At 73.7% G+C, this 18,366-nt stretch carries 14 protein-coding genes; 4 read left to right on the forward strand and 10 right to left on the reverse strand.

The window, feature by feature from the left end:
* Positions 1–106 precede the first annotated feature (106 nt).
* Positions 107–928 carry an Rv1486c family protein gene (locus tag ACL02T_RS14270; RefSeq protein ID WP_412831177.1) on the forward strand — a complete coding sequence of 274 codons (822 nt, stop codon included), beginning with the start codon at positions 107–109 and terminating at the stop codon, positions 926–928.
* A 4-nt stretch (positions 929–932) separates the two neighbouring features.
* Here ACL02T_RS14270 and ACL02T_RS14275 read toward each other — a convergent pair whose 3' ends face one another.
* The 8 genes from ACL02T_RS14275 to ACL02T_RS14310 form a co-directional block, all read right to left on the reverse strand.
* Entirely contained in the window at positions 933–2,510 is a 1,578-nt protein-coding gene (locus tag ACL02T_RS14275) for an alanine/glycine:cation symporter family protein (protein ID WP_412831287.1), read from the reverse strand.
* 104 nt (positions 2,511–2,614) lie between these two features.
* Positions 2,615–3,652 (reverse strand): ferrochelatase, encoded by a 1,038-nt coding sequence (locus tag ACL02T_RS14280; RefSeq protein ID WP_412831178.1) that lies wholly within the window; start codon positions 3,650–3,652, stop codon positions 2,615–2,617.
* A gap of 36 nt (positions 3,653–3,688) precedes the next feature.
* Positions 3,689–4,477, reverse strand: a complete 789-nt coding sequence (fabI, locus tag ACL02T_RS14285; RefSeq protein ID WP_412831179.1) for an enoyl-ACP reductase FabI — start codon at positions 4,475–4,477, stop codon at positions 3,689–3,691.
* A gap of 32 nt (positions 4,478–4,509) precedes the next feature.
* Positions 4,510–5,220, reverse strand: a complete 711-nt coding sequence (fabG, locus tag ACL02T_RS14290) for a 3-oxoacyl-ACP reductase FabG (protein ID WP_412831180.1) — start codon at positions 5,218–5,220, stop codon at positions 4,510–4,512.
* Positions 5,221–5,266: 46 nt separating this feature from the next.
* Positions 5,267–6,262, reverse strand: a complete 996-nt coding sequence (locus tag ACL02T_RS14295; RefSeq protein ID WP_412831181.1) for a VWA domain-containing protein — start codon at positions 6,260–6,262, stop codon at positions 5,267–5,269.
* Positions 6,259–7,197 (reverse strand): DUF58 domain-containing protein, encoded by a 939-nt coding sequence (locus tag ACL02T_RS14300; RefSeq protein WP_412831182.1) that lies wholly within the window; start codon positions 7,195–7,197, stop codon positions 6,259–6,261. Before ACL02T_RS14300 ends, ACL02T_RS14295 begins: the two co-directional genes overlap by 4 nt.
* Positions 7,194–8,288 carry an AAA family ATPase gene (locus ACL02T_RS14305; RefSeq protein ID WP_412831288.1) on the reverse strand — a complete coding sequence of 365 codons (1,095 nt, stop codon included), beginning with the start codon at positions 8,286–8,288 and terminating at the stop codon, positions 7,194–7,196. Before ACL02T_RS14305 ends, ACL02T_RS14300 begins: the two co-directional genes overlap by 4 nt.
* Before the next feature lie 77 nt (positions 8,289–8,365).
* Positions 8,366–9,682, reverse strand: a complete 1,317-nt coding sequence (locus ACL02T_RS14310; protein WP_412831183.1) for an NlpC/P60 family protein — start codon at positions 9,680–9,682, stop codon at positions 8,366–8,368.
* Positions 9,683–9,935: 253 nt separating this feature from the next.
* Between ACL02T_RS14310 and ACL02T_RS14315 the strand changes: the two genes are divergently transcribed.
* The 3 genes from ACL02T_RS14315 to ACL02T_RS14325 all read left to right on the forward strand — a co-directional run bounded on the left by ACL02T_RS14315 (position 9,936) and on the right by ACL02T_RS14325 (position 15,526).
* Positions 9,936–11,375, forward strand: a complete 1,440-nt coding sequence (locus tag ACL02T_RS14315; RefSeq protein WP_412831184.1) for a flagellar basal body protein FliL — start codon at positions 9,936–9,938, stop codon at positions 11,373–11,375.
* A gap of 268 nt (positions 11,376–11,643) precedes the next feature.
* Entirely contained in the window at positions 11,644–14,490 is a 2,847-nt protein-coding gene (locus tag ACL02T_RS14320) for an aconitate hydratase (protein ID WP_412831185.1), read from the forward strand.
* Positions 14,491–14,815: 325 nt separating this feature from the next.
* Positions 14,816–15,526 (forward strand): TSUP family transporter, encoded by a 711-nt coding sequence (locus ACL02T_RS14325; protein WP_412831186.1) that lies wholly within the window; start codon positions 14,816–14,818, stop codon positions 15,524–15,526.
* A 63-nt stretch (positions 15,527–15,589) separates the two neighbouring features.
* On the opposite strand, the gene ggh is transcribed toward ACL02T_RS14325, so the two are convergent.
* Positions 15,590–17,008 (reverse strand): glucosylglycerate hydrolase, encoded by a 1,419-nt coding sequence (ggh, locus tag ACL02T_RS14330; protein ID WP_412831187.1) that lies wholly within the window; start codon positions 17,006–17,008, stop codon positions 15,590–15,592.
* Between the two features lie 357 nt (positions 17,009–17,365).
* Positions 17,366–18,352, reverse strand: a complete 987-nt coding sequence (egtD, locus tag ACL02T_RS14335) for an L-histidine N(alpha)-methyltransferase (RefSeq protein WP_412831188.1) — start codon at positions 18,350–18,352, stop codon at positions 17,366–17,368.
* Between the last annotated feature and the right edge of the window lie 14 nt (positions 18,353–18,366).

The raw sequence follows: 18,366 nt of genomic DNA on the forward strand, positions 1-18,366 counted from the left end.
AGTGCAGCCCGGGTGCCGCCGACCCGGGACCGTTCACCGAATGTCACGCAGCGTCACCCGCACGGCAGAGGCCGGGTTCGGTTCGGCCGTGGTTAGCCTGGCGGTCGTGTCCTCCTCATGGCCGGCTCCCCAGGCTCCGCCCCCGGGCTCCTCCGCCACGTTCGCCGTGTGGTCGTCCGCCTGGCTGGCCGGGTCCGCCGCCGCCGACGACGTGCTCGACGCGCTCACGCCGTGGGCCGAGGCGCACGACGTCGTCGCCGCCGACGAGGCCACCGCCGCCGCCACGGACCTCCCCGCCCCGGGGTCCCCCGTCTCGTCGCCGACCTTCCTGCTCGCGGCCCTGCGCCGTGGCCCGCGCGGCGCGGGCCGACTCGTGCTGCCGGCACCCGGAGACGTCCGCGGCCTGCCCGGCCCGGGCGCCTTCAGCCGGGCCGCCCTCACCGCCGGCGAGGGGGTGCTCTACCCCGAGGCGGGGCTGGGCGTGGTGCCCAGCCCGATCGCCGACGGCGTGCTGCGCTGGACCGTGCACACGGTCCCGGCCCCGGTGCCGCCCGCCGAGTACGTGCCGCTGGCCGAGGCCGAGCGGGAGCTGCGGTCGCAGGTGCGGGAGTCGGCGTCGATCCTCACCGATCTCGGCGTCGCGCGGCACCGGCCCGGGGTCCGTGAGGAGATCGCCGCCGCCCTGCGCGCCCGCCCGGTGGCGCACTGGCCGGCGGGGATGCCGGGGCGCGCGCTGCGGGTGCTGCAGCAGGCCGACGAGGTGGAGGCGATCCTCGTCGCGGCCTCCGCCGACGAGCCCGGCGGCGCGCTGTCGGCCTCCGCCGCCACCGCCCGCCGGGAGGCCCTGCGCCCGTTGGACTCCGCGGTCCGGGTCGCCCGCCGCGCCGCGGTCGCCGAGGCCGTCCGCACCTACGCCCCCACCCCGTGACCACTCACGTCCGGTGCTCCTCGCTCCGGGCGGCACCGGCCGGCGCCACCTCGCTGATCTCACCGGACCGCAGCTTCGCCCGGAAGTCCTTCACCTCCCGCTTCACCACCGGGGCCAGCAGGTAGAGGCCCGCGATGTTGAACAGCGCGAGCAGGAAGAGCACCGCGTCGGCGAAGTCGAGCACCGCGCCGAGGGTGAGCACCGAGCCGGCCACGACGAACAGGGTGAAGACCACCTGGTAGAGCCGCTCGCTGACGGTGCTGCGCCCGAACAGGTAGGTCCAGGCCTTCTGCCCGTAGTAGCCCCACGTGATGATCGTGGAGATCGCGAACAGCGCGACCGCCAGCGTGAGTACGTAGGGGAACCAGGGGATGACGGTCTCGAAGGCGTTCGAGGTGACCAGGACGCCGTCCGGGGTCTCCTCGCCGCCGCTGGCGAAGGCCGTGGCCTGCGCGTCCCGCCAGTACGGCGTGCCGGCGATGACGATCGTCAGCGCGGTCATCGTGCAGATGACGACGGTGTCCACGAACGGCTCGACGAGCGCGACGAAACCCTCGGTCACCGGGTGACGGGTCTTGACCGCGGAGTGCGCGATCGGCGCCGAGCCGAGGCCCGCCTCGTTGGAGAACGCGGCCCGCTGGAAGCCGACGATCAGGGCGCCGATCGCGCCGCCGACGACCCCCTCCGGGCTGAAGGCGCCGGCGAAGATCGCCGCGATGGCCGCCGGCACCTGGGTGATGTTGACGACGATGACCACCAGGCACGCGGCGACGTAGATGATGGCCATGGCCGGGACGAGCCGGCTGGTCACCCGCCCGATCATCGTGACGCCGCCGAACACGACCAGCCCGACGACGAGCGCCAGCACGATGCCGAAGGTGAACGAGGCGGTGGCCGACCCGAGCGCGCCGTCGTCACCGCCGGTCACCGACTGCAGCTGCGCGAAGGTCTGGTTCGCCTGGAACATGTTCCCGCCCGCGACCCCGAAGAACAGGATCATCGCGGCGGCGCCGGCGGCGAGGACCCGCCCGACGACCTTGCCGGTCACGCCGGGGAACCGCTCCGCGACCCCCTTGCGCAGGTAGTGCATCGGGCCGCCGGACACGGTGCCGTCCGGGTGCACGTCGCGGTACTTCACGCCGAGCGTGCACTCGACGAACTTCGTGCACATCCCGAGCAGGCCGGCGACGATCATCCAGAACGTCGCCCCCGCCCCGCCGATGGTGACCGCCACGCCCACGCCGGCGATGTTGCCCAGCCCCACGGTGCCGGACACGGCCGAGCTGAGCGCCTGGAAGTGGGTGATCTCGCCCGGGTCGTCGTCGCGGGTGTACTTGCCGCGCAACAGCTTCATGGACAGCCGCAGGGAACGGAACTGCACGAACCCGAAGTAGACCGTGAAGATCGCCGCCGCGACGACGAGCCAGGCCACGATCCACGGGAACGAGACGTCCCCGATCGTGACCTCGGCGAACACGAACGACGACAACCCCGCGGCGACCGGGTCGAACACGGCGTTGATCGCGTTCTCGAGCGATTCGATCGCGCCGCCCGGAGGGTCGGTGGGCTGGGCGAGGAGCATCCCGGTCATATCGGTACGGTGGCGAGAACGGGACGGACCGGCAAACGGAAGCGGGGTCCGCATCGTCCCCGGCGGGTGAAATCGGGAAGGTTCGACCGTCCGGTCTAGCGCGTCGAGCGTCGGACGGGCGCGCAGCAGTCCACCGCGCAGGGCGCGCCGTCGACCGTGCAGCCCGCGCGGGGAACCGATCCCAGTCCCCGGGCAGGGGACCCGTCGAGGTGCTCGGCCATGAGCTCGACCACCATGTCCGCGAACCGCGGGTCCGGCCCGGCGGTGGCGGCGCGGGCGAAGGCCATGCCCAGCTCCCCCGCCTTCGCCGCGGCCTCGTTGTCCAGGTCCCAGACGACCTCGACGTGGTCGGAGACGAACCCGACGGGCGCCACGACCACGCCGTCGATGCCCTTGGCGTGCAGGGCCTCGACGTGGTCGACGACGTCGGGTTCCAGCCACGGCACCTGCGGCGGTCCGGAGCGGGACTGCCACACGACGTCGTACTCGCCGAGGCCCAGCTCCGCCGCGACCAGCCGGGCCACCTCCGCGACCTGCCGCGAGTAGCGGTGCCCGCCCTCCTCCGGCACGCCGGCTGCGGCGTCGGCGGCCACCGGGACGGAGTGCGCGGTGAACACGACCCGGGCTCCCTCGGGGACCGTCGCCAGCGCGGCGCGCACGGCGTCGGCGTTGGCCCGCACGAACAGCGGGTGGTCGAAGAAGTGCCGCAGCTTGGTGAGGTGCGGCGCCCCCTCGCCGACGGCGGCGCGGGCGCGGGCGATGTCGTCGTCGTACTGCCGGCAGGCCGAGTAGCCGCCGTAGGCGCTGGTGGCGAAGACCAGCGCGTTGCGCACCCCGTCGCGGGTCATCTCGGCGACGGTGTCCTCGACCATCGGGTGCCAGTTGCGGTTGCCGAAGTACACCGGCAGGTCGGTCCGCTCGCGGATCGCCGCGATCAGCTCGCGGTTGCGGGCGTTGATCGGCGAGACGCCGCCGAAGTGCCGGTAGTGCTCCTCGACGGCGTCGAGCCGCTCCGGCGGCACCCCGCGCCCGCGCACCACGTTCTCGAGGAAGGGGCGCACCTCCGCCGGCCCCTCGGGGCCGCCGAAGGAGAGCAGGAGCAGCGCGTCGTACGGTGCGGTCGAGGAACTCACGGCGTCATTCAACCGTGGGCGCCGTGGCCCCGCCCGTCACACCCCGATGGCGTGGAACCCGCCGTCCGCCCAGACCATGGATCCGGTGGTGGCGGGCAGCCAGTCCGAGAGCAGCGCGCAGATCGTCTTGGCGACCGGCACGGGGTCGGAGACGTCCCAGCCCAGTGGGGCGCGCCCGTCCCAGTTGTCCTCGAACGCGGCGAAGCCCGGGATGGACTTGGCGGCCATCGTCTTCACCGGCCCGGCTGCGACCAGGTTGACCCGGATGCCCTTCGGACCGAGGTCCCGGGCGAGGTAGCGGGTGACGGACTCGAGCGTGGACTTGGCGACGCCCATCCAGTCGTAGGCCGGCCAGGCCTGCCGGTTGTCGAAGTCCATCCCGACGATCGACGCGCCCGGTCCGAGCAGCGGCAGCAGTGCCGTCGACAGCGACTTGAACGAGTAGGCGCTGACCTGGATCGTCGTGGCGACGTCCTCCCACGGCGCGGTGAGGAAGGCGCCCTCACCCAGGCAGGAGGCCGGGGCGAAGCCGATCGAGTGCAGCACGCCGTCGAGCTTCGGCGAGTCCCCCCCGGTCGCGGCGAGGTGCGGGGACACCCGCTCGACCAGGGAGTCCAGCTGCTCCTGGTTGCTCACGTCGAGTTCGACGACCGGGGCGGGCTTCGGCAGTCGCTGCGCGATCCGCTCCACCAGCCGCATCCGGCCGAAGCCGGTGAGCACGACCTCCGCGCCCTGCTCCTGCGCGATCTTCGCCGCGTGGAACGCCAGCGACGCGTCCGTGATCACGCCGGTGACCAGCAGCTTCTTGCCCTCGAGCAGTCCCATCAGGACCCTTTCCTCGCGTGTGTCGGGGAGTTCTAGTGGCCCATGCCGAGGCCGCCGTCGACCGGGATGACCGCCCCGGTGACGTAGCCGGCCTGCTCCGAGCCGAGCCAGGTGACGGCCGAGGCGATCTCCTCGACGGAGGCGTACCGGCCCAGTGGGACCTGCGTGGTGATCTCCGCCCGCCGCTCGTCGGACAGCGCGCGGGTCATCTCGGTGTCGACGAAGCCGGGGGCGACGACGTTGGCGGTGATGCCGCGCGAGCCCAGCTCGCGCGCGACCGAACGGGCCAGCCCGACCAGGCCCGCCTTCGACGCTGCGTAGTTGACCTGGCCCGCGCTGCCCAGCAGGCCGACCACCGACGAGATGAAGATCATCCGTCCGCCCCTGGCCTTGAGCATCCCGCGGGAGGCGCGCTTCGCGACCCGGTAGGCGGCGGTGAGGTTCGCGTCGAGCACCGAGGTGAACGAGTCCTCGCTCATCCGCATCAGCAGACCGTCGTCCGTGATCCCGGCGTTGGAGACGAGGACCTGGACCGGCCCGTGCTTCTCCTCGACGGTCGTGAACGCGGCGTCGACGGCGGCGGCGTCCGTGACGTCGCACTGCACCGGCAGCAGCTCCCCCGGGAGCCCCTCCGCCGAGCTGCGGTACGTCACCGCCACCTGGTCCCCCTGGGCCGCGAACGCCTCCGCGATCGCCAGGCCGATGCCGCGGTTTCCTCCGGTGACCAGCACGCTCCTACCCACGGGCTCAGAACCTAGTGCACGCGCCCACCGGGGCCCGCGGCACGCGTCACGGCAGCCGGCGCCCCAGCAGCAGCCCGCTGCCCAGGCCGACCACGAGCAGCAGCGCCCCGCCGGCGAGCCAGGGCTTGCTGGTGTCGACCCGGCGCACCTCGTAGCCGATCTGCTCGGACAGGTCGTCGTAGACCCGGCGCAGCTCGTCCTCGCTCGCCGCGGTGAAGAACTGCCCGCCGGAGAGGTCGGCGATCTGCTTCATCGAGGCGTCGTCGACGGCGACGCGGGTGCGGCCGCCCTCGATGTCGATCGTCCCGTACTCGGTGCCGAACGAGATCGTCGAGACCGGGATCTCGGCCTCGGCGGCCTGCCGGGCGGCGGTGAAGGCGCCGCGCGGCTCGTTCTCCCCGTCCGGGCCGGGCACGGTCTGCTTACCGTCGCTCATCAGCACGACGCGAGCGGGCGGGGGCGCCTCCTCCGGACCGGCGCCCCCCGTCGCCGCCACCGACCGGGAGAACGACTCGATCGACTGCATCGACGCGAAGATCGCCTCGCCGGTCGCGGTGGACTCGGACAGCTTCAGGCCGTCCACCGCGCGCTTGACGGCGAGGCGGTCCGTGGTCGGCGAGACGAGCACCGCGGCGGTGCCCGCGAACGAGACGAGCCCGAGGTTGATCCCGGGCGTCAGCTGGTCGGCGAACGCCTTGGCGGCGGCCTGCGCGGCCGCGAGCCGGGTGGGCTCGACGTCCGTGGCCTGCATCGACAGCGACACGTCGATCACCAGCATCACGGTCGCCCGGTTGCGCGGCACCTTGGCCTCCGCCTGCGGGCCGGCCAGGGCGACGGTCAGCACCGCGAGCGCGGTGATCAGCGCCGCCGCGGGCAGGTGGCGGTACCAGCCGGGCCGCTTCGGGGCGACCTTCTCCAGCAGTTCGAGGTTGGTGAACCGCACGACGTCCCGGCGCCGGCGGCGCTGCAGCAGGAGGTACCCGGCCACCAGCGCGGCCACGACGAGCAGCCCGAGCAGCCACCACGGGGACGCGAAGGTCACCGCCCGCCTCCCGACCAGGTCCGCTTGCGGGCCAGCGCGAACCGGACGACGTCGGAGATCCAGTCCGAGTCCGTGCGCAGCCGCAGGTGGCCGGCCCCGCAGCGGCGCAGCGCCTCGGCGACCCGGTCCCGGTGCGCCGAGGCGGCCGCGGCGTACTCGCGGCGCAGCAGCGGCGTGGTCTCGACCTCGCGCTGCCGGCCGGTCTCCGGGTCGGCGAGGACGACCGTGCCGACGTCGGGCAGGTCCAGCTCGCGCGGGTCGAGCACCTCGACGGCGAGCAGGTCGTGCCGGGCCCCGAGGCCGCGCAGCGACCGCTCCCACTCCGGCTCGCCCAGGAAGTCCGAGACCACCACGGCCAGGCCGCGCCGCCGCGGCGGCCGGCGCAGCTGCTCGAGGGCGGCGGTGAGGTCGCCGCGGGTGCCGTCGCCCGCCCGGGGCACCTCGGCGACGCGGCGCACCACGCTGCGGGTGTGCGCGAGCCCGCCGCGCGCCGGGATCCGCACGGTCTGCGCGCCGGTGGAGACGATCGCGCCGATCCGGTTCCCGCCCCCGCGGGTCAGGTGGGCGACCGCGGCCAGCGCGGCCACCGCCAGGTCGCGCTTCTCGCAGGTCGCGGTGCCGAAGTCCAGGCTCGGCGACAGGTCGACGACGACCCAGGTCTCCAGCTCGCGGTCGGCGACGGTCTCGCGGACGTGGGGCTCGGTGGTCCGCGCGGTGACCGCCCAGTCCATCCGCCGGACGTCGTCGCCCGCCCGGTAGGGCCGTGCCTCCGCGGGTTCCGACCCGGGCCCGGGCAGCAGGCCGAGGTGGTTGCCCTGCAACAGCCCGTCGAGCCGGCCGCGGACGCTGAGCTCGAGGCTGCGCAGGGCCGCCTCGAGGTTGCCCCCGCGCAAGGACGGCGGGCCGGGGTGTCCCGGGCGCGCGGGGGCGGTCACGACGGACCGGGCGCCGGCGGGTAGGCGGCGCTCGGGGCCGCCGGGGCGGACGGCTGGACCTGCGGACGGGCGGTGACCTGCGGCAGGGGCACGGTCTGCAGCACGCGCTGCAGGATGTGGTCCATCGGCACCTGGTCGGCGACGGCGTCGTAGGACAGCACGAGGCGGTGCCGCAGCACGTCCGGTGCGACGTCGAGGACGTCCTGCGGGAGCACGTAGTCCCGGCCGCGGACCAGGGCGAGAGCGCGGGCGGCGGCCACGGTGCCGAGTGTCGCGCGCGGGGACGCGCCGTAGGAGACCCAGCCCGCGATGTCGGCCAGCCCGTGGTCGGCCGGGGTACGGGTGGCCACCACCAGCCGCACCACGTAGTCGACGAGGGCGTGGTGCACGAAGACCTGCGAGGCCGCGCCCTGCAGGCGGACCAGCTCCGCCGGCTCCATGACCTGCTCGGCCACCGGCGGCACCGCGCCCATCCGGTAGACGATCTCGCGCTCCTCCTCGACCCCCGGGTACTCCACGATGATCTTGAAGAGGAACCGGTCCCGCTGCGCCTCGGGCAGCGGGTAGACGCCCTCGTTCTCGATCGGGTTCTGGGTGGCCAGGACCAGGAAGGGGTCGGGCATCGGGAAGGTGCGGCCGCCGATCGACAGGTGCCGCTCGGCCATGACCTCGAGCATCGCCGACTGGACCTTCGCCGGGGCGCGGTTGATCTCGTCCGCCAGCACGAAGTTGGCGACGACCGGGCCCAGCTCGACGTCGAACTCCTCGCGGCCCTGCCGGTAGATCCGGGTGCCGAGGATGTCCGAGGGGACCAGGTCCGGGGTGAACTGCAGGCGCGCGAACGTGCCGCCGACGACCGTGGCGACGGTCTCCACGGCGAGGGTCTTCGCCACGCCCGGGACACCCTCCAGCAGCAGGTGACCCTTCGCGAGCAGCCCGACGAGCATGCGCTCGACCAGCCGGTCCTGGCCCACGATGACCCGCTTGATCTCGAAGACCGCGCGCTCGAGGAGCTCCGCGTCGTCCTTCGGCGTCGGTACGGGAGCTGCGGGGGTACCGGACGGCGGCGTCGGGTCGGGGGAAGGCTGCACGCTCACCGCCCCATCACACCGGACGGTCCGTGAACTACCGGTGAGCGGGGTGGGCGGGAGCCGGCGAGACGGCCGGCCTAGATCACCCGGGAGACGGTGGGCAGGAGCCCGCCCGAGTACCGCACCGGGGAGATCTTCACCGAGGCACCGGAGTACGGCGCCTCGATCATCCTCCCGTTCCCGATGTAGAGGGCGATGTGGTAGACGCGGCCGTTGCGGGCCCAGGACAGCATGTCGCCGGGCCGCATCCGGGCGAGCGGGACCTGCTGGCCGTAGGCGTGCTGGTTGCCGCTGTAGCGTGGCAGGTTCACCCCGACGCCGGCGAAGGCGTAGAGCATCAGCCCCGAGCAGTCGAAGCCCACCTTGCGGTAGTCGCCGTAGCTGTCGGCGACGCCGCCGTCGCGGATCCCGCGCGACGGGCCGCGGGCCGTGCCGCCGCCCCAGGCGTAGGTCACGCCGAGCTGCGACATGGCCCGGTCGATCACCGTCTGCGCGGACGCGGTGCCGGTGCGGCGCGCCGAGGGCGGCGCCGCCGCGGCGGCCCGGGCCGCCGCCTCCTCGCGGGCGGCGCGCTGCCGGGCGGCCTCGGCCGCCGCCTGCGCGCGCTGCCAGTCCTGGAACCGCTGCCGCTGGGCGCGCAGGCCGGCGTCGGCGTTCTCCGCGGCGTCGAGCCGGGCCTGGACGTCCGCCTGCTCCGCGGCGACCGCCTGCAACCGCTGCGCCTGCTCGCTCGCCGCCTGCTGCGCCCCGGCGAGGGCCCGGTCGGCGGCGACCTTGGCGTCGGCGGCCGCCCGCCGGCGCTCCTCGGCCTCGTCCTGCGCCTTCCGCGCGAGGGAGTCGGCATTGGCCTGCTGCACGCGCGCCCGCTCCAGCCCGTCGAGCGCGGACGCCTGCTGCTGGGCGAGCGCGTCGGTGAGCTGGGCCCGGTCGACGAGGTCCTGGGGCCCGGTCGCGGTCGTGAGCAGCCCGATCGGCCCGAGGTCGAGGCCCTGGGAGTAGGTGCCGGCCACGAAGTCGTCGAGCCGGGTGCGCGCGGCGTCGACGGCCTTGCCCGCCGCGTCGGTCCGGGCGCGGGCCGTTCTCGCCCGGTCCGCGGCGGCGTCCGCCTCGGTCCGGGCGGCGGTGAGCACGTCGAGCGCCTGGTTGGCGGACTCGTGCTGCTCCGCCACCTGGATCTGCAGCTCCTCCGCCTCGGCCCGGAGCTCGCCGAGCCGCCGGGTCAACCGGGCGACCTCCGCGGCCCGGTCGTCCACCGCGTCCCGGCTGCGCCGGAGGTCCTCGTTGCTCGGGTTCGGCGGCGGGGTCGGGTCGGGCGCAGCGCCGGCGGTCGCCACCGACGTGGCCGCGAGCAGGGTGACGAGCAGGACGAGCAGGAGTCCCCGCGCGAACCGCACCGCTCGCCTCCCACCGGTGATCGACTACGTCGTCGGGCACCTTGGCAGCGCCGGGTCGTCACGCCCGGTCGCCACGCCGGTACCCCGGGGCAACTTCCACCACTCGGAGGACGGCGGGCGTGCTGTCCGGGCCGGGCACTGCTCCGGACGGAGGAGCCCGTCCCGGTGCTCCACCCTGTTCGGATGCCGGCGCATCCACCATGATCCTCGCCGATGCATCCGGTCCCGGGGTGCCCGACGAGGGGTGGGAACAGTGAGCGACGGCGGACACCGGCCGGTCGCGCCGGGTTCCGGGGATCCGGCCGGGCGGCACCCGGCCCCGCAGTACCCGGCCCCGCAGTACCCGCAGACCCAGCAGTACCCGCGGGCCGACCAGTACCCGCAGGCCCACCAGTACCCGCAGGCCCAGCAGTACCCGGACGGTCCGTACGGCGGCGCCGGGCAGCCGCGGGCGTGGGGCCCACCGCCGGGTCGGGAAGCCGGTGGCGCGCCACGCCGGAGGCGCCGCCGGCCGCTGGTCACCGCGATCGTCGCGGTACTGGTGCTGGTGCTGCTGGCCGGCGGCGTGGCCGCGTGGGCACTGCTCGGCGGCAGCGGCGGCGCGAGCAGCCCGAACGGCGTCGTCACGGCGCTGGCCGAGGACCTGGAGGGCCGCGACCACCTGCGCGCCTACACCCGGATCGCACCGAACGAGGCCACCCTGCTCACCGACCTCGGCTCGGTGCTCACCTCCGAACTGCAGCGCCTCGACGTCCTGCGCCCCGGCATCCGGGCCGATGCGACCCTCGACGCGGTGACCTTCTCCGGGCTGCGCTTCGACGAGGCGGCCGCCGAGCAGGTCCGCCCGGACGTGACGATCACCAAGCTGGTCGCGGGCACGATCACGACCACCCGGGACCCGGCGGACCTGCCGTTCACCGACTCCTTCACGGCGAAGGTCCACCCGGGCGGCACCCCGCCCTCGGGCCTCCCGCAGACGATCGACATCGCCCAGGTGGTGCGCGAACAGGGTGGACCGATCCGGATCGCCACCGTGCGGGTCGAGGGCGAGTGGTACGTCAGCGGTCTGTACACCGCGGCCGACCACGCGCTGCAGGACGCCGGGGAGCCCTGGCCCACGACGTCGATCGACGCCCGGGGCGCCGGCAGCGCCGGGGAGGCCGTCCGCGGTCTGCTGCAGGCCGCGCTCGACGCCGACCTCCGCCGCGTGATCGAGCTGACCGACCCGGTCGAGATGGCCGCCCTGCACGATGCCGGGCCCGCCCTCGTCGACGGCGCGGCCGGCTCCCGGTCGACCGGTGCGCGGATCGTCGACCTGCAGACCACCGAGACCGACGTCCGCGGCCGCACCGCGCTCTCGCTGGCGAGCCTGACCGTCGACGACGGCGCCGGCACCCGGGTCACCCTGACCCGCACCGGCGACTGCCTGACGATCAGCGGGGTCGCGGGCGCCCCGCCCCGACTGTGCGCGAACCAGCTCGGCTGGCTCGTCGGCGCCCAGGTGGGCACCTCGCCCGCGGTCCGGCAGCTGGTCCCGCGGCTGGCCACCGCGGTGCTCGACGTCAAGGTGGTGACCACCGAGGACGGCGGGTCCTGGTACGTCGCCCCCGGCCGGACCGTGGTGCGGCTCTCCACGGACCTCCTCGGCGCCCTGCGGCCCGGCGACCTCGACGCCCTGATCGCCGGCGGCTGACGCCCGGCCCACCCCTGCCGAGCCCGCCCGGCCCGCCGGCCCGCGGCGCCTCCCGCGGCGCCGGCCGTCGCGCGTCCACCGGTCTTTCCCGGGCCGGTTTCGGGGTACGCCCGTGACCTGCGACCCCCTGCCTCGACCGCGTATATAGGACAGGCGTACTGTTTGGGGCGGGACGGGGGTCGCCCTGCCGTGGAGCCCACGGTGCGCGAGACTCCCGCGGGACACCCGAGAAGACGCGCCCACCACGCCACCAGGAGGAGAGCCGACAGTGGCCAGTACCGACAGCTTCGGAGCCAAGGGGACCCTCGGGGTCGGGGGCAGCGAGTACGAGATCTTCCGGCTTTCGGCCGTCGAGGGCTCGGAGAAACTGCCCTACAGCCTCAAGGTGCTGCTGGAGAACCTGCTGCGCACGGAGGACGGTGCCAACGTCACCGCCGACCACATCCGCGCACTGGCGAACTGGGACCCGAAGGCCGAGCCCGACACCGAGATCCAGTTCACGCCCGCGCGCGTGATCATGCAGGACTTCACCGGCGTCCCGTGCGTCGTCGACCTGGCGACCATGCGCGAGGCCGTGACCGAGATGGGCGGCGACCCCTCGAAGGTCAACCCGCTCGCGCCCGCCGAGCTGGTCATCGACCACTCGGTGATCATCGACGTCTTCGGCCGGCCGGACGCCTTCGAGCGCAACGTCGAGTTCGAGTACGAGCGCAACAAGGAGCGCTACCAGTTCCTGCGCTGGGGCCAGGGGGCGTTCGACGAGTTCAAGGTCGTCCCGCCGGGCACCGGCATCGTGCACCAGGTCAACATCGAGCACCTGGCCCGCACCGTGATGGCCCGCGGCGGCCAGGCCTACCCGGACACCCTGGTCGGCACCGACTCGCACACCACGATGGTCAACGGCCTGGGCGTGCTGGGGTGGGGCGTCGGCGGCATCGAGGCCGAGGCCGCGATGCTCGGCCAGCCGGTGTCGATGCTCATCCCGAAGGTGCTGGGCTTCAAGCTCACCGGCGAGATCCCGCCGGGTGCCACCGCCACGGACGTGGTGCTCACGATCACCGAGATGCTGCGCAAGCAGGGCGTGGTCGGCAAGTTCGTCGAGTTCTACGGCGAGGGCGTCGGCGCCGTGCCGCTGGCCAACCGCGCCACCATCGGCAACATGAGCCCGGAGTTCGGCTCCACCGCCGCGATCTTCCCGATCGACGACGAGACCGTCCGGTACCTCAAGCTCACCGGCCGCTCCGCCGAGCAGGTCGCCCTGGTCGAGGCCTACGCCAAGGAGCAGGGCCTCTGGCACGACCCGAAGGCCGAGCCGCGGTACTCCGAGACCCTCGAGCTGGACCTGTCGACGGTCGTCCCGTCGATCGCCGGCCCGAAGCGCCCGCAGGACCGCATCGAGCTGTCGCAGGCCAAGGAGGCCTTCCGCTCGTCCCTGGTGGACTACGCCTCCACGCCGGACCAGACCGACCCGGACGACGCCGCGTCGTCGGGCTCCACGGTCGACGAGGCCGGCGAGGAGTCGTTCCCGGCCAGCGACCCCGCCTCGCCGGCACACGACGGCAACGGCGACGCCGGCAAGCCGCACGCGCCGATCTCCGCCGCGGCCGGTTCCGGCGGGCGCGTCAGCAAGCCGACCACGGTCAGCATGGGCGGGGCGGAGTTCGAGATCGACCACGGCGCCGTCGTGATCGCCTCGATCACCTCCTGCACCAACACGTCGAACCCGTCGGTCATGCTGGGCGCGGCCCTGCTGGCCAAGAACGCCGTCGACAAGGGCCTCGCGGTCAAGCCGTGGGTCAAGACCTCGATGGCGCCGGGCTCGCAGGTCGTCACCGACTACTACGAGAAGGCCGGCCTCTGGCCGTACCTCGAGAAGCTCGGCTACCACCTGGTCGGCTACGGCTGCACCACCTGCATCGGCAACTCGGGCCCGCTGCCCGAGGAGGTCTCGGCGGCGGTCAACGACGCCGATCTCGCCGTCGTCTCGGTGCTGTCCGGCAACCGGAACTTCGAGGGCCGGATCAACCCGGACGTCAAGATGAACTACCTGGCGTCCCCGCCGCTGGTCATCGCGTACGCCCTCGCCGGCACGATGGACTTCGACTTCGAGTCCCAGGCGCTGGGCAAGGACACGGACGGCACGGACGTCTACCTCCGCGACATCTGGCCGTCCGCCGAGGACGTCCAGGCGACGATCGACGGCGCCATCACCGAGGAGATGTTCGCCAAGGACTACGCGGACGTCTTCCGCGGCGACGAGCGGTGGCGCTCGCTGCCCACGCCGGAGGGCCAGACCTTCGAGTGGGACCAGGAGTCCACCTACGTCCGCAAGCCCCCGTACTTCGAGGGCATGGCGTCGGAGCCCGCGCCGGTCGAGGACATCTCGGGTGCCCGCGTGCTCGCGCTGCTCGGGGACTCGGTCACCACCGACCACATCTCCCCCGCCGGTGCGATCAAGCCGGGCACGCCGGCCGCGCAGTACCTCGACGAGCACGGCGTGGAGCGCAAGGACTACAACTCCTTCGGCTCGCGGCGCGGCAACCACGAGGTGATGATCCGCGGCACGTTCGCGAACATCCGGCTGCGCAACCAGCTGCTCGACGCCATCGTCAGCGGCGGGGTCTCCGGCGGCTACACCCGCGACTTCACCCAGGACGGCGCGCCCCAGGCGTTCATCTACGACGCCGCGCAGAACTACGCGGCCGCGGGCACCCCGCTGGTCGTGCTGGGCGGCAAGGAGTACGGCTCCGGCTCGTCGCGCGACTGGGCGGCCAAGGGCACCGCGCTGCTGGGTGTCAAGGCCGTGATCGTCGAGTCCTTCGAGCGCATCCACCGCTCGAACCTCATCGGCATGGGCGTGATCCCGCTGCAGTTCCCGGCGGGCGAGTCGGCCGCGTCCCTGGGCCTCGACGGCACCGAGACCTTCGACATCGCGGGCATCACCGAGCTGAACGAGGGCACCACCCCGCGCACCGTGAAGGTCACCGCGACGAAGGCGGACGGCGGGAAGGTGGAGTTCGACGCGGTCGTCCGCATCGACACACCCGGCGAGGCGGACTACTACCGCAACGGCGGCATCCTGCAGTACGTGCTCCGCGGCATGCTGAACTCCTGACCCTGTGCGTGGCGGCTGCCCCTGAAGGGTCACTCACCCGGCGCGACCGCCTCTGAGCTGTGAGAACGGGCCCCGCACCAGTCCGGTGCGGGGCTTCGTTCGTTCTCGGCCCGCGCACACCCGTGATCACCATCGCCGTGCAGTGACGGCCGGTCGGGCAGCCCTGAGCGCACGCACACAACGATCACCGGTCGTCCGCCTCAACCTCGCACCGCTGTGATCGCGTGCGGTGGCGGCTGGCGGCACTACCCTGACCGCACCCGGACGACGATCACAACGCCGGGGGTCGTCGGCCGACGCCGGCCGTGCCGCCTACTGTCGAGCGGTGGTGGTGCTGTGGGCCGGGCTCGTGGTGGCGGCGGGCGCGGTGACCCAGGGGACGGTCGGGTTCGGGATGGCGCTCGTCGCGGCGCCGCTGCTGGCGCTGCTCGACTCGGCGTACGTGCCGGTTCCGTTGATCGTGCTCGCGGGAGCGCACGCGGTGCTCGCGCTGGTGCGGGAGTGGCACGACGCCGACTGGCGCGGCGTGGCATGGGCGTTGGTCGGGCGCCTCCCGGGCGCGGTGCTCGGCGTGACGGTGGTGGCGCTGCTGCCCTACCGCGAGTTCGCGAGCTTCGTGGCCGCCGCCGTGCTGGTGTGTGTGGCGTTGTCGCTGGTGCGGCTGAACCTGCGGCCGACGCGGCCCGCCCTGCTGGTGGCCGGAGCCGTGAGCGGGGTGTCGGGCACGGCGGCCGGGATCGGTGGCCCGCCGGTCGCGCTGCTGTACCAGAACGAGCACGGCGCGACGGTCCGCGCGACCCTCGGCGCCTACTTCGCGCTCGGCACTCTGCTGTCGCTCGGCGTCCTCGCCGCCGGGGGTCAGGTCGACGGGGCGCATCTGCTGCAGGGCGCGGTGCTGATCCCCTTCATGATCGCCGGCTTCCTGTTGTCGAACCCGCTGCGCCGGACCCTGGACCGCGGCTGGACCCGACCGGCCGTCCTCGGCCTGGCCGCGGCCTCCGCCCTCGCCCTGCTGGTCCAGGCACAGTTCGCGTAGCCGCAGGCCGGACCTCGTCGTGAGTACCTACTGCCGTTCTCGGGGCAGTGGGCACTCACAGGGTCAGGAGGCCAGCCAGTCCAGGGCCACGGCGGCGGTCCAGGACTGCATCGCCGATCCGAGGGCCTCGCCGGTCATCGGGTCGAAGTACTCGGCGAAGCCGACGTGGCGCAGCGAGGCCAGCGAGGCCTCCCGGAGGGCGGCCGCGCGGGCGGTGTCGCCGCCGTCCCGCAGACCCTTCCAGTACAGCCAGTTGACGACCGGCCAGACCGGGCCGCGCCAGTAGTTGCGCGGGTCGAAGCACTCCTCGCGCGGGCTGGTGCTCGGCAGCATCGCCCAGCGCAGGTCCGGGTGGCCGGCGAAGGCCTCGGAGTCGAACAGCGCGCGCGCCCGGGCGCGGTCCGCCGTCGGGGCGTCGGCGTCGAGCAGCGGGGCCATGCCGGCGAAGGTCGCGACCTCGATCGGCGCGTCCGCGCCCAGGTCGAGGTCGTAGACCATGCCGCTCGCGGCGTCGGTCGCCGCCGCCACGCCCGCGCGGGCCCGGTCGATCCAGCCCTGGATGGTGCCCCGGTCGGCATGGGCGGCCCCGACGACGTCGGCGACCTCCAACAGCGCCCGGTTCGCCATGATCAGCACCGAGCTGAAGAACACGTCCTTGACCAGGAAGGGGTACCGCTCGTGGATCACGGTGTCGTCGTAGCGGTACCGCTTGAGCAGCTCGAGCAGCCAGAGGAAGCGGTCGTAGTGGGCGTCGGTGGGCCGCTGCCCCGCGTCGGCGACATGCTGGACATCCCGGCGGGTGTAGGGCGGGACCTCGCCGACCTCGAGCCGGCCGAGCACGCCGTCCCAGCGCGGGGAGTTGTCGATGCCCTCCCACGGGTGATAGGTCGTGACCAGACCCGTCGCCGACGGGTCGCGGTTCTCGGCCAGGTACCGGTGCCAGGCGAGCAGCTTCGGGAAGAGGCTGCGCAGCTCCGTGCGGACGTCCGCCTCCGCCTCCGTGCCGGCGGCGACCTCCCAGATCCGCGCCACGGCGATGGCGTGCACCGGCGGCTGGCAGATGCCACTGGTCTCGGCGACCCCCACGGGAGCCTCCGGAGACACCTCCACCGCCCAGCGCGCGGGGTCCGGGAAGTACGACTCCGGCCCGGCCAGCGGGTTGAACACGATCTGGGGCACCATCCCGTTGCCCCACTGCGCCTCGAACAGCCGCTGCTGCTCGGTCATCGCCCGCCGCGCGTCGACCTGCGCCCACCCGATGGAGACGAACGCGCTGTCCCAGCTCCACTGGTGCGGGTAGAGCAGCGGCGCCGCCTTCGTCCAGCCGCCCATGTCGTTCGTCCGGAGCACCTCGGCCGCGTGGGCGCCGAGCCCGGTGTCGGTGAGCGCGGTGCCGTAGGCGGGGTGCGTCACCGGCGCGGGGCCGGGGGCCGGAGCGGTGGAGGGGATCGAGCGATGGTCGGTGTCGGACTCCGTGCTCACGGGGATGTGCTTCCTTCCGGCGCAACTCAACGCCTGATCGGTATCCGCAGTACTTAACTCTAGAGTAACAACGAGTATCCGTCGGCTCAATACCTCGCCGGTCGCTCCATCGGGTCGCCGAGGCGTGACGCCGCCGGGGTCACCGGTTCGGGTCGTCAACGCGCATGACGGCGCGACGATGCGTCCACCTGCGGCGGGGATCCGCCCGCGCCGGCAGGGACGGTCGTTCCCCGGGTCTTTCGGCGGACCGTTCCCCCGCGTTACGGGAGGTCGGGCCGGTGTGGACACCACCGGAGAAGGATGTTCAGCCGCTGCTCACGGCGGCGTCGGCGCGGTCGAGGGCGCCCTCGGCACGCTTCACACGGCGGTGGCCAGGGAGAGGGCGAAGCGGCGGCCCTCGTCGGCCCACCAGCGCACCAGGTCGAAGCCCGCCTCGGCCAGCATCCGGCGCACGCCCGCGGGCCGGAACTTCGCCGAGATCTCCGTGCGCATCTCCTCGCCCTCGGCGAACTCCACCTCGAGATCGAGCCCCGCCACCCGGACCCGCATGTCCTTCTCCGCCCGCAACCGCATCTCGATCCACTCGTTCGCCGCGTCCCACGCCGCGACGTGCGCGAACGCCTCGGGCACGAAGTCGGCGCTCAGCTCCCGGTTCAGCACGTGCAGCACGTTGCGGTTGAACTCGGCGGTGACGCCCGCGGCGTCGTCGTAGGCGGCGACCAGCGTCTCCTCGTCGATCACCAGGCCGGTACCCAGCAGCAGCTGTTCGCCCGGTTCGAGGACCGACCGGACGTGGGCGAGGAACGCCGCCCGCTCGGCGGGGCGCAAGTTGCCGATCGTGCCGCCGAGGAAGGCGATCATCCGGCGGCCACCGGCGGGCAGCGCGGTGAGGTCCTTGGTGAAGTCGCCGACCACGCCGTGCAGCTCCAGGTGCCGGTACTCCGCCGCGAGGGTGTCGAGCGCCCCGCGCAGCGCCGCCTCGCTGACGTCCTGCGGGACGTACCGGCGCAGCGTGCCGGCCGCGCCGAATGCGTCGAGCAGCAGCCGCGTCTTCGCCGAGGAGCCCGAGCCCAGCTCGACGACGGTGTCGGCCCGGGAGGCCTCGGCGATCGCGCCGACCGACTCCTCGAGCAGCGCCCGCTCGGTGCGCGTCGGGTAGTACTCGGGGAGCTCGGTGATCTTCTCGAACAGCTCGCTCCCGCGGGCGTCGTAGAAGTACTTGGGCGGGAGCTCCTTGGGGTGGGCGGTGAGCCCGACCCGGGCGTCCGCCCGCAGCGCCGCCTCGGCGTCGGCCGCGGTGAGGTGGACGTCGAGCTCGGTCGGCCGGTTCGTCCGGGTCATCATCGTGCTCCTCGCGG

This window comes from Pseudonocardia oceanicola, assembly GCF_047200735.1.
GTDB lineage: Bacteria > Actinomycetota > Actinomycetes > Mycobacteriales > Pseudonocardiaceae > Pseudonocardia.

Excerpts from the sequence above, each read along its gene's own strand:
- ACL02T_RS14275 (WP_412831287.1), bottom strand. The coding sequence starts at position 2,510 with ATGCTCCTCGCCCAGCCCACCGACCCTCCGGGCGGCGCGATCGAATCG.
- egtD (WP_412831188.1), bottom strand. The coding sequence starts at position 18,352 with ATGATGACCCGGACGAACCGGCCGACCGAGCTCGACGTCCACCTCACC.
- fabI (WP_412831179.1), bottom strand. The coding sequence starts at position 4,477 with ATGGGACTGCTCGAGGGCAAGAAGCTGCTGGTCACCGGCGTGATCACG.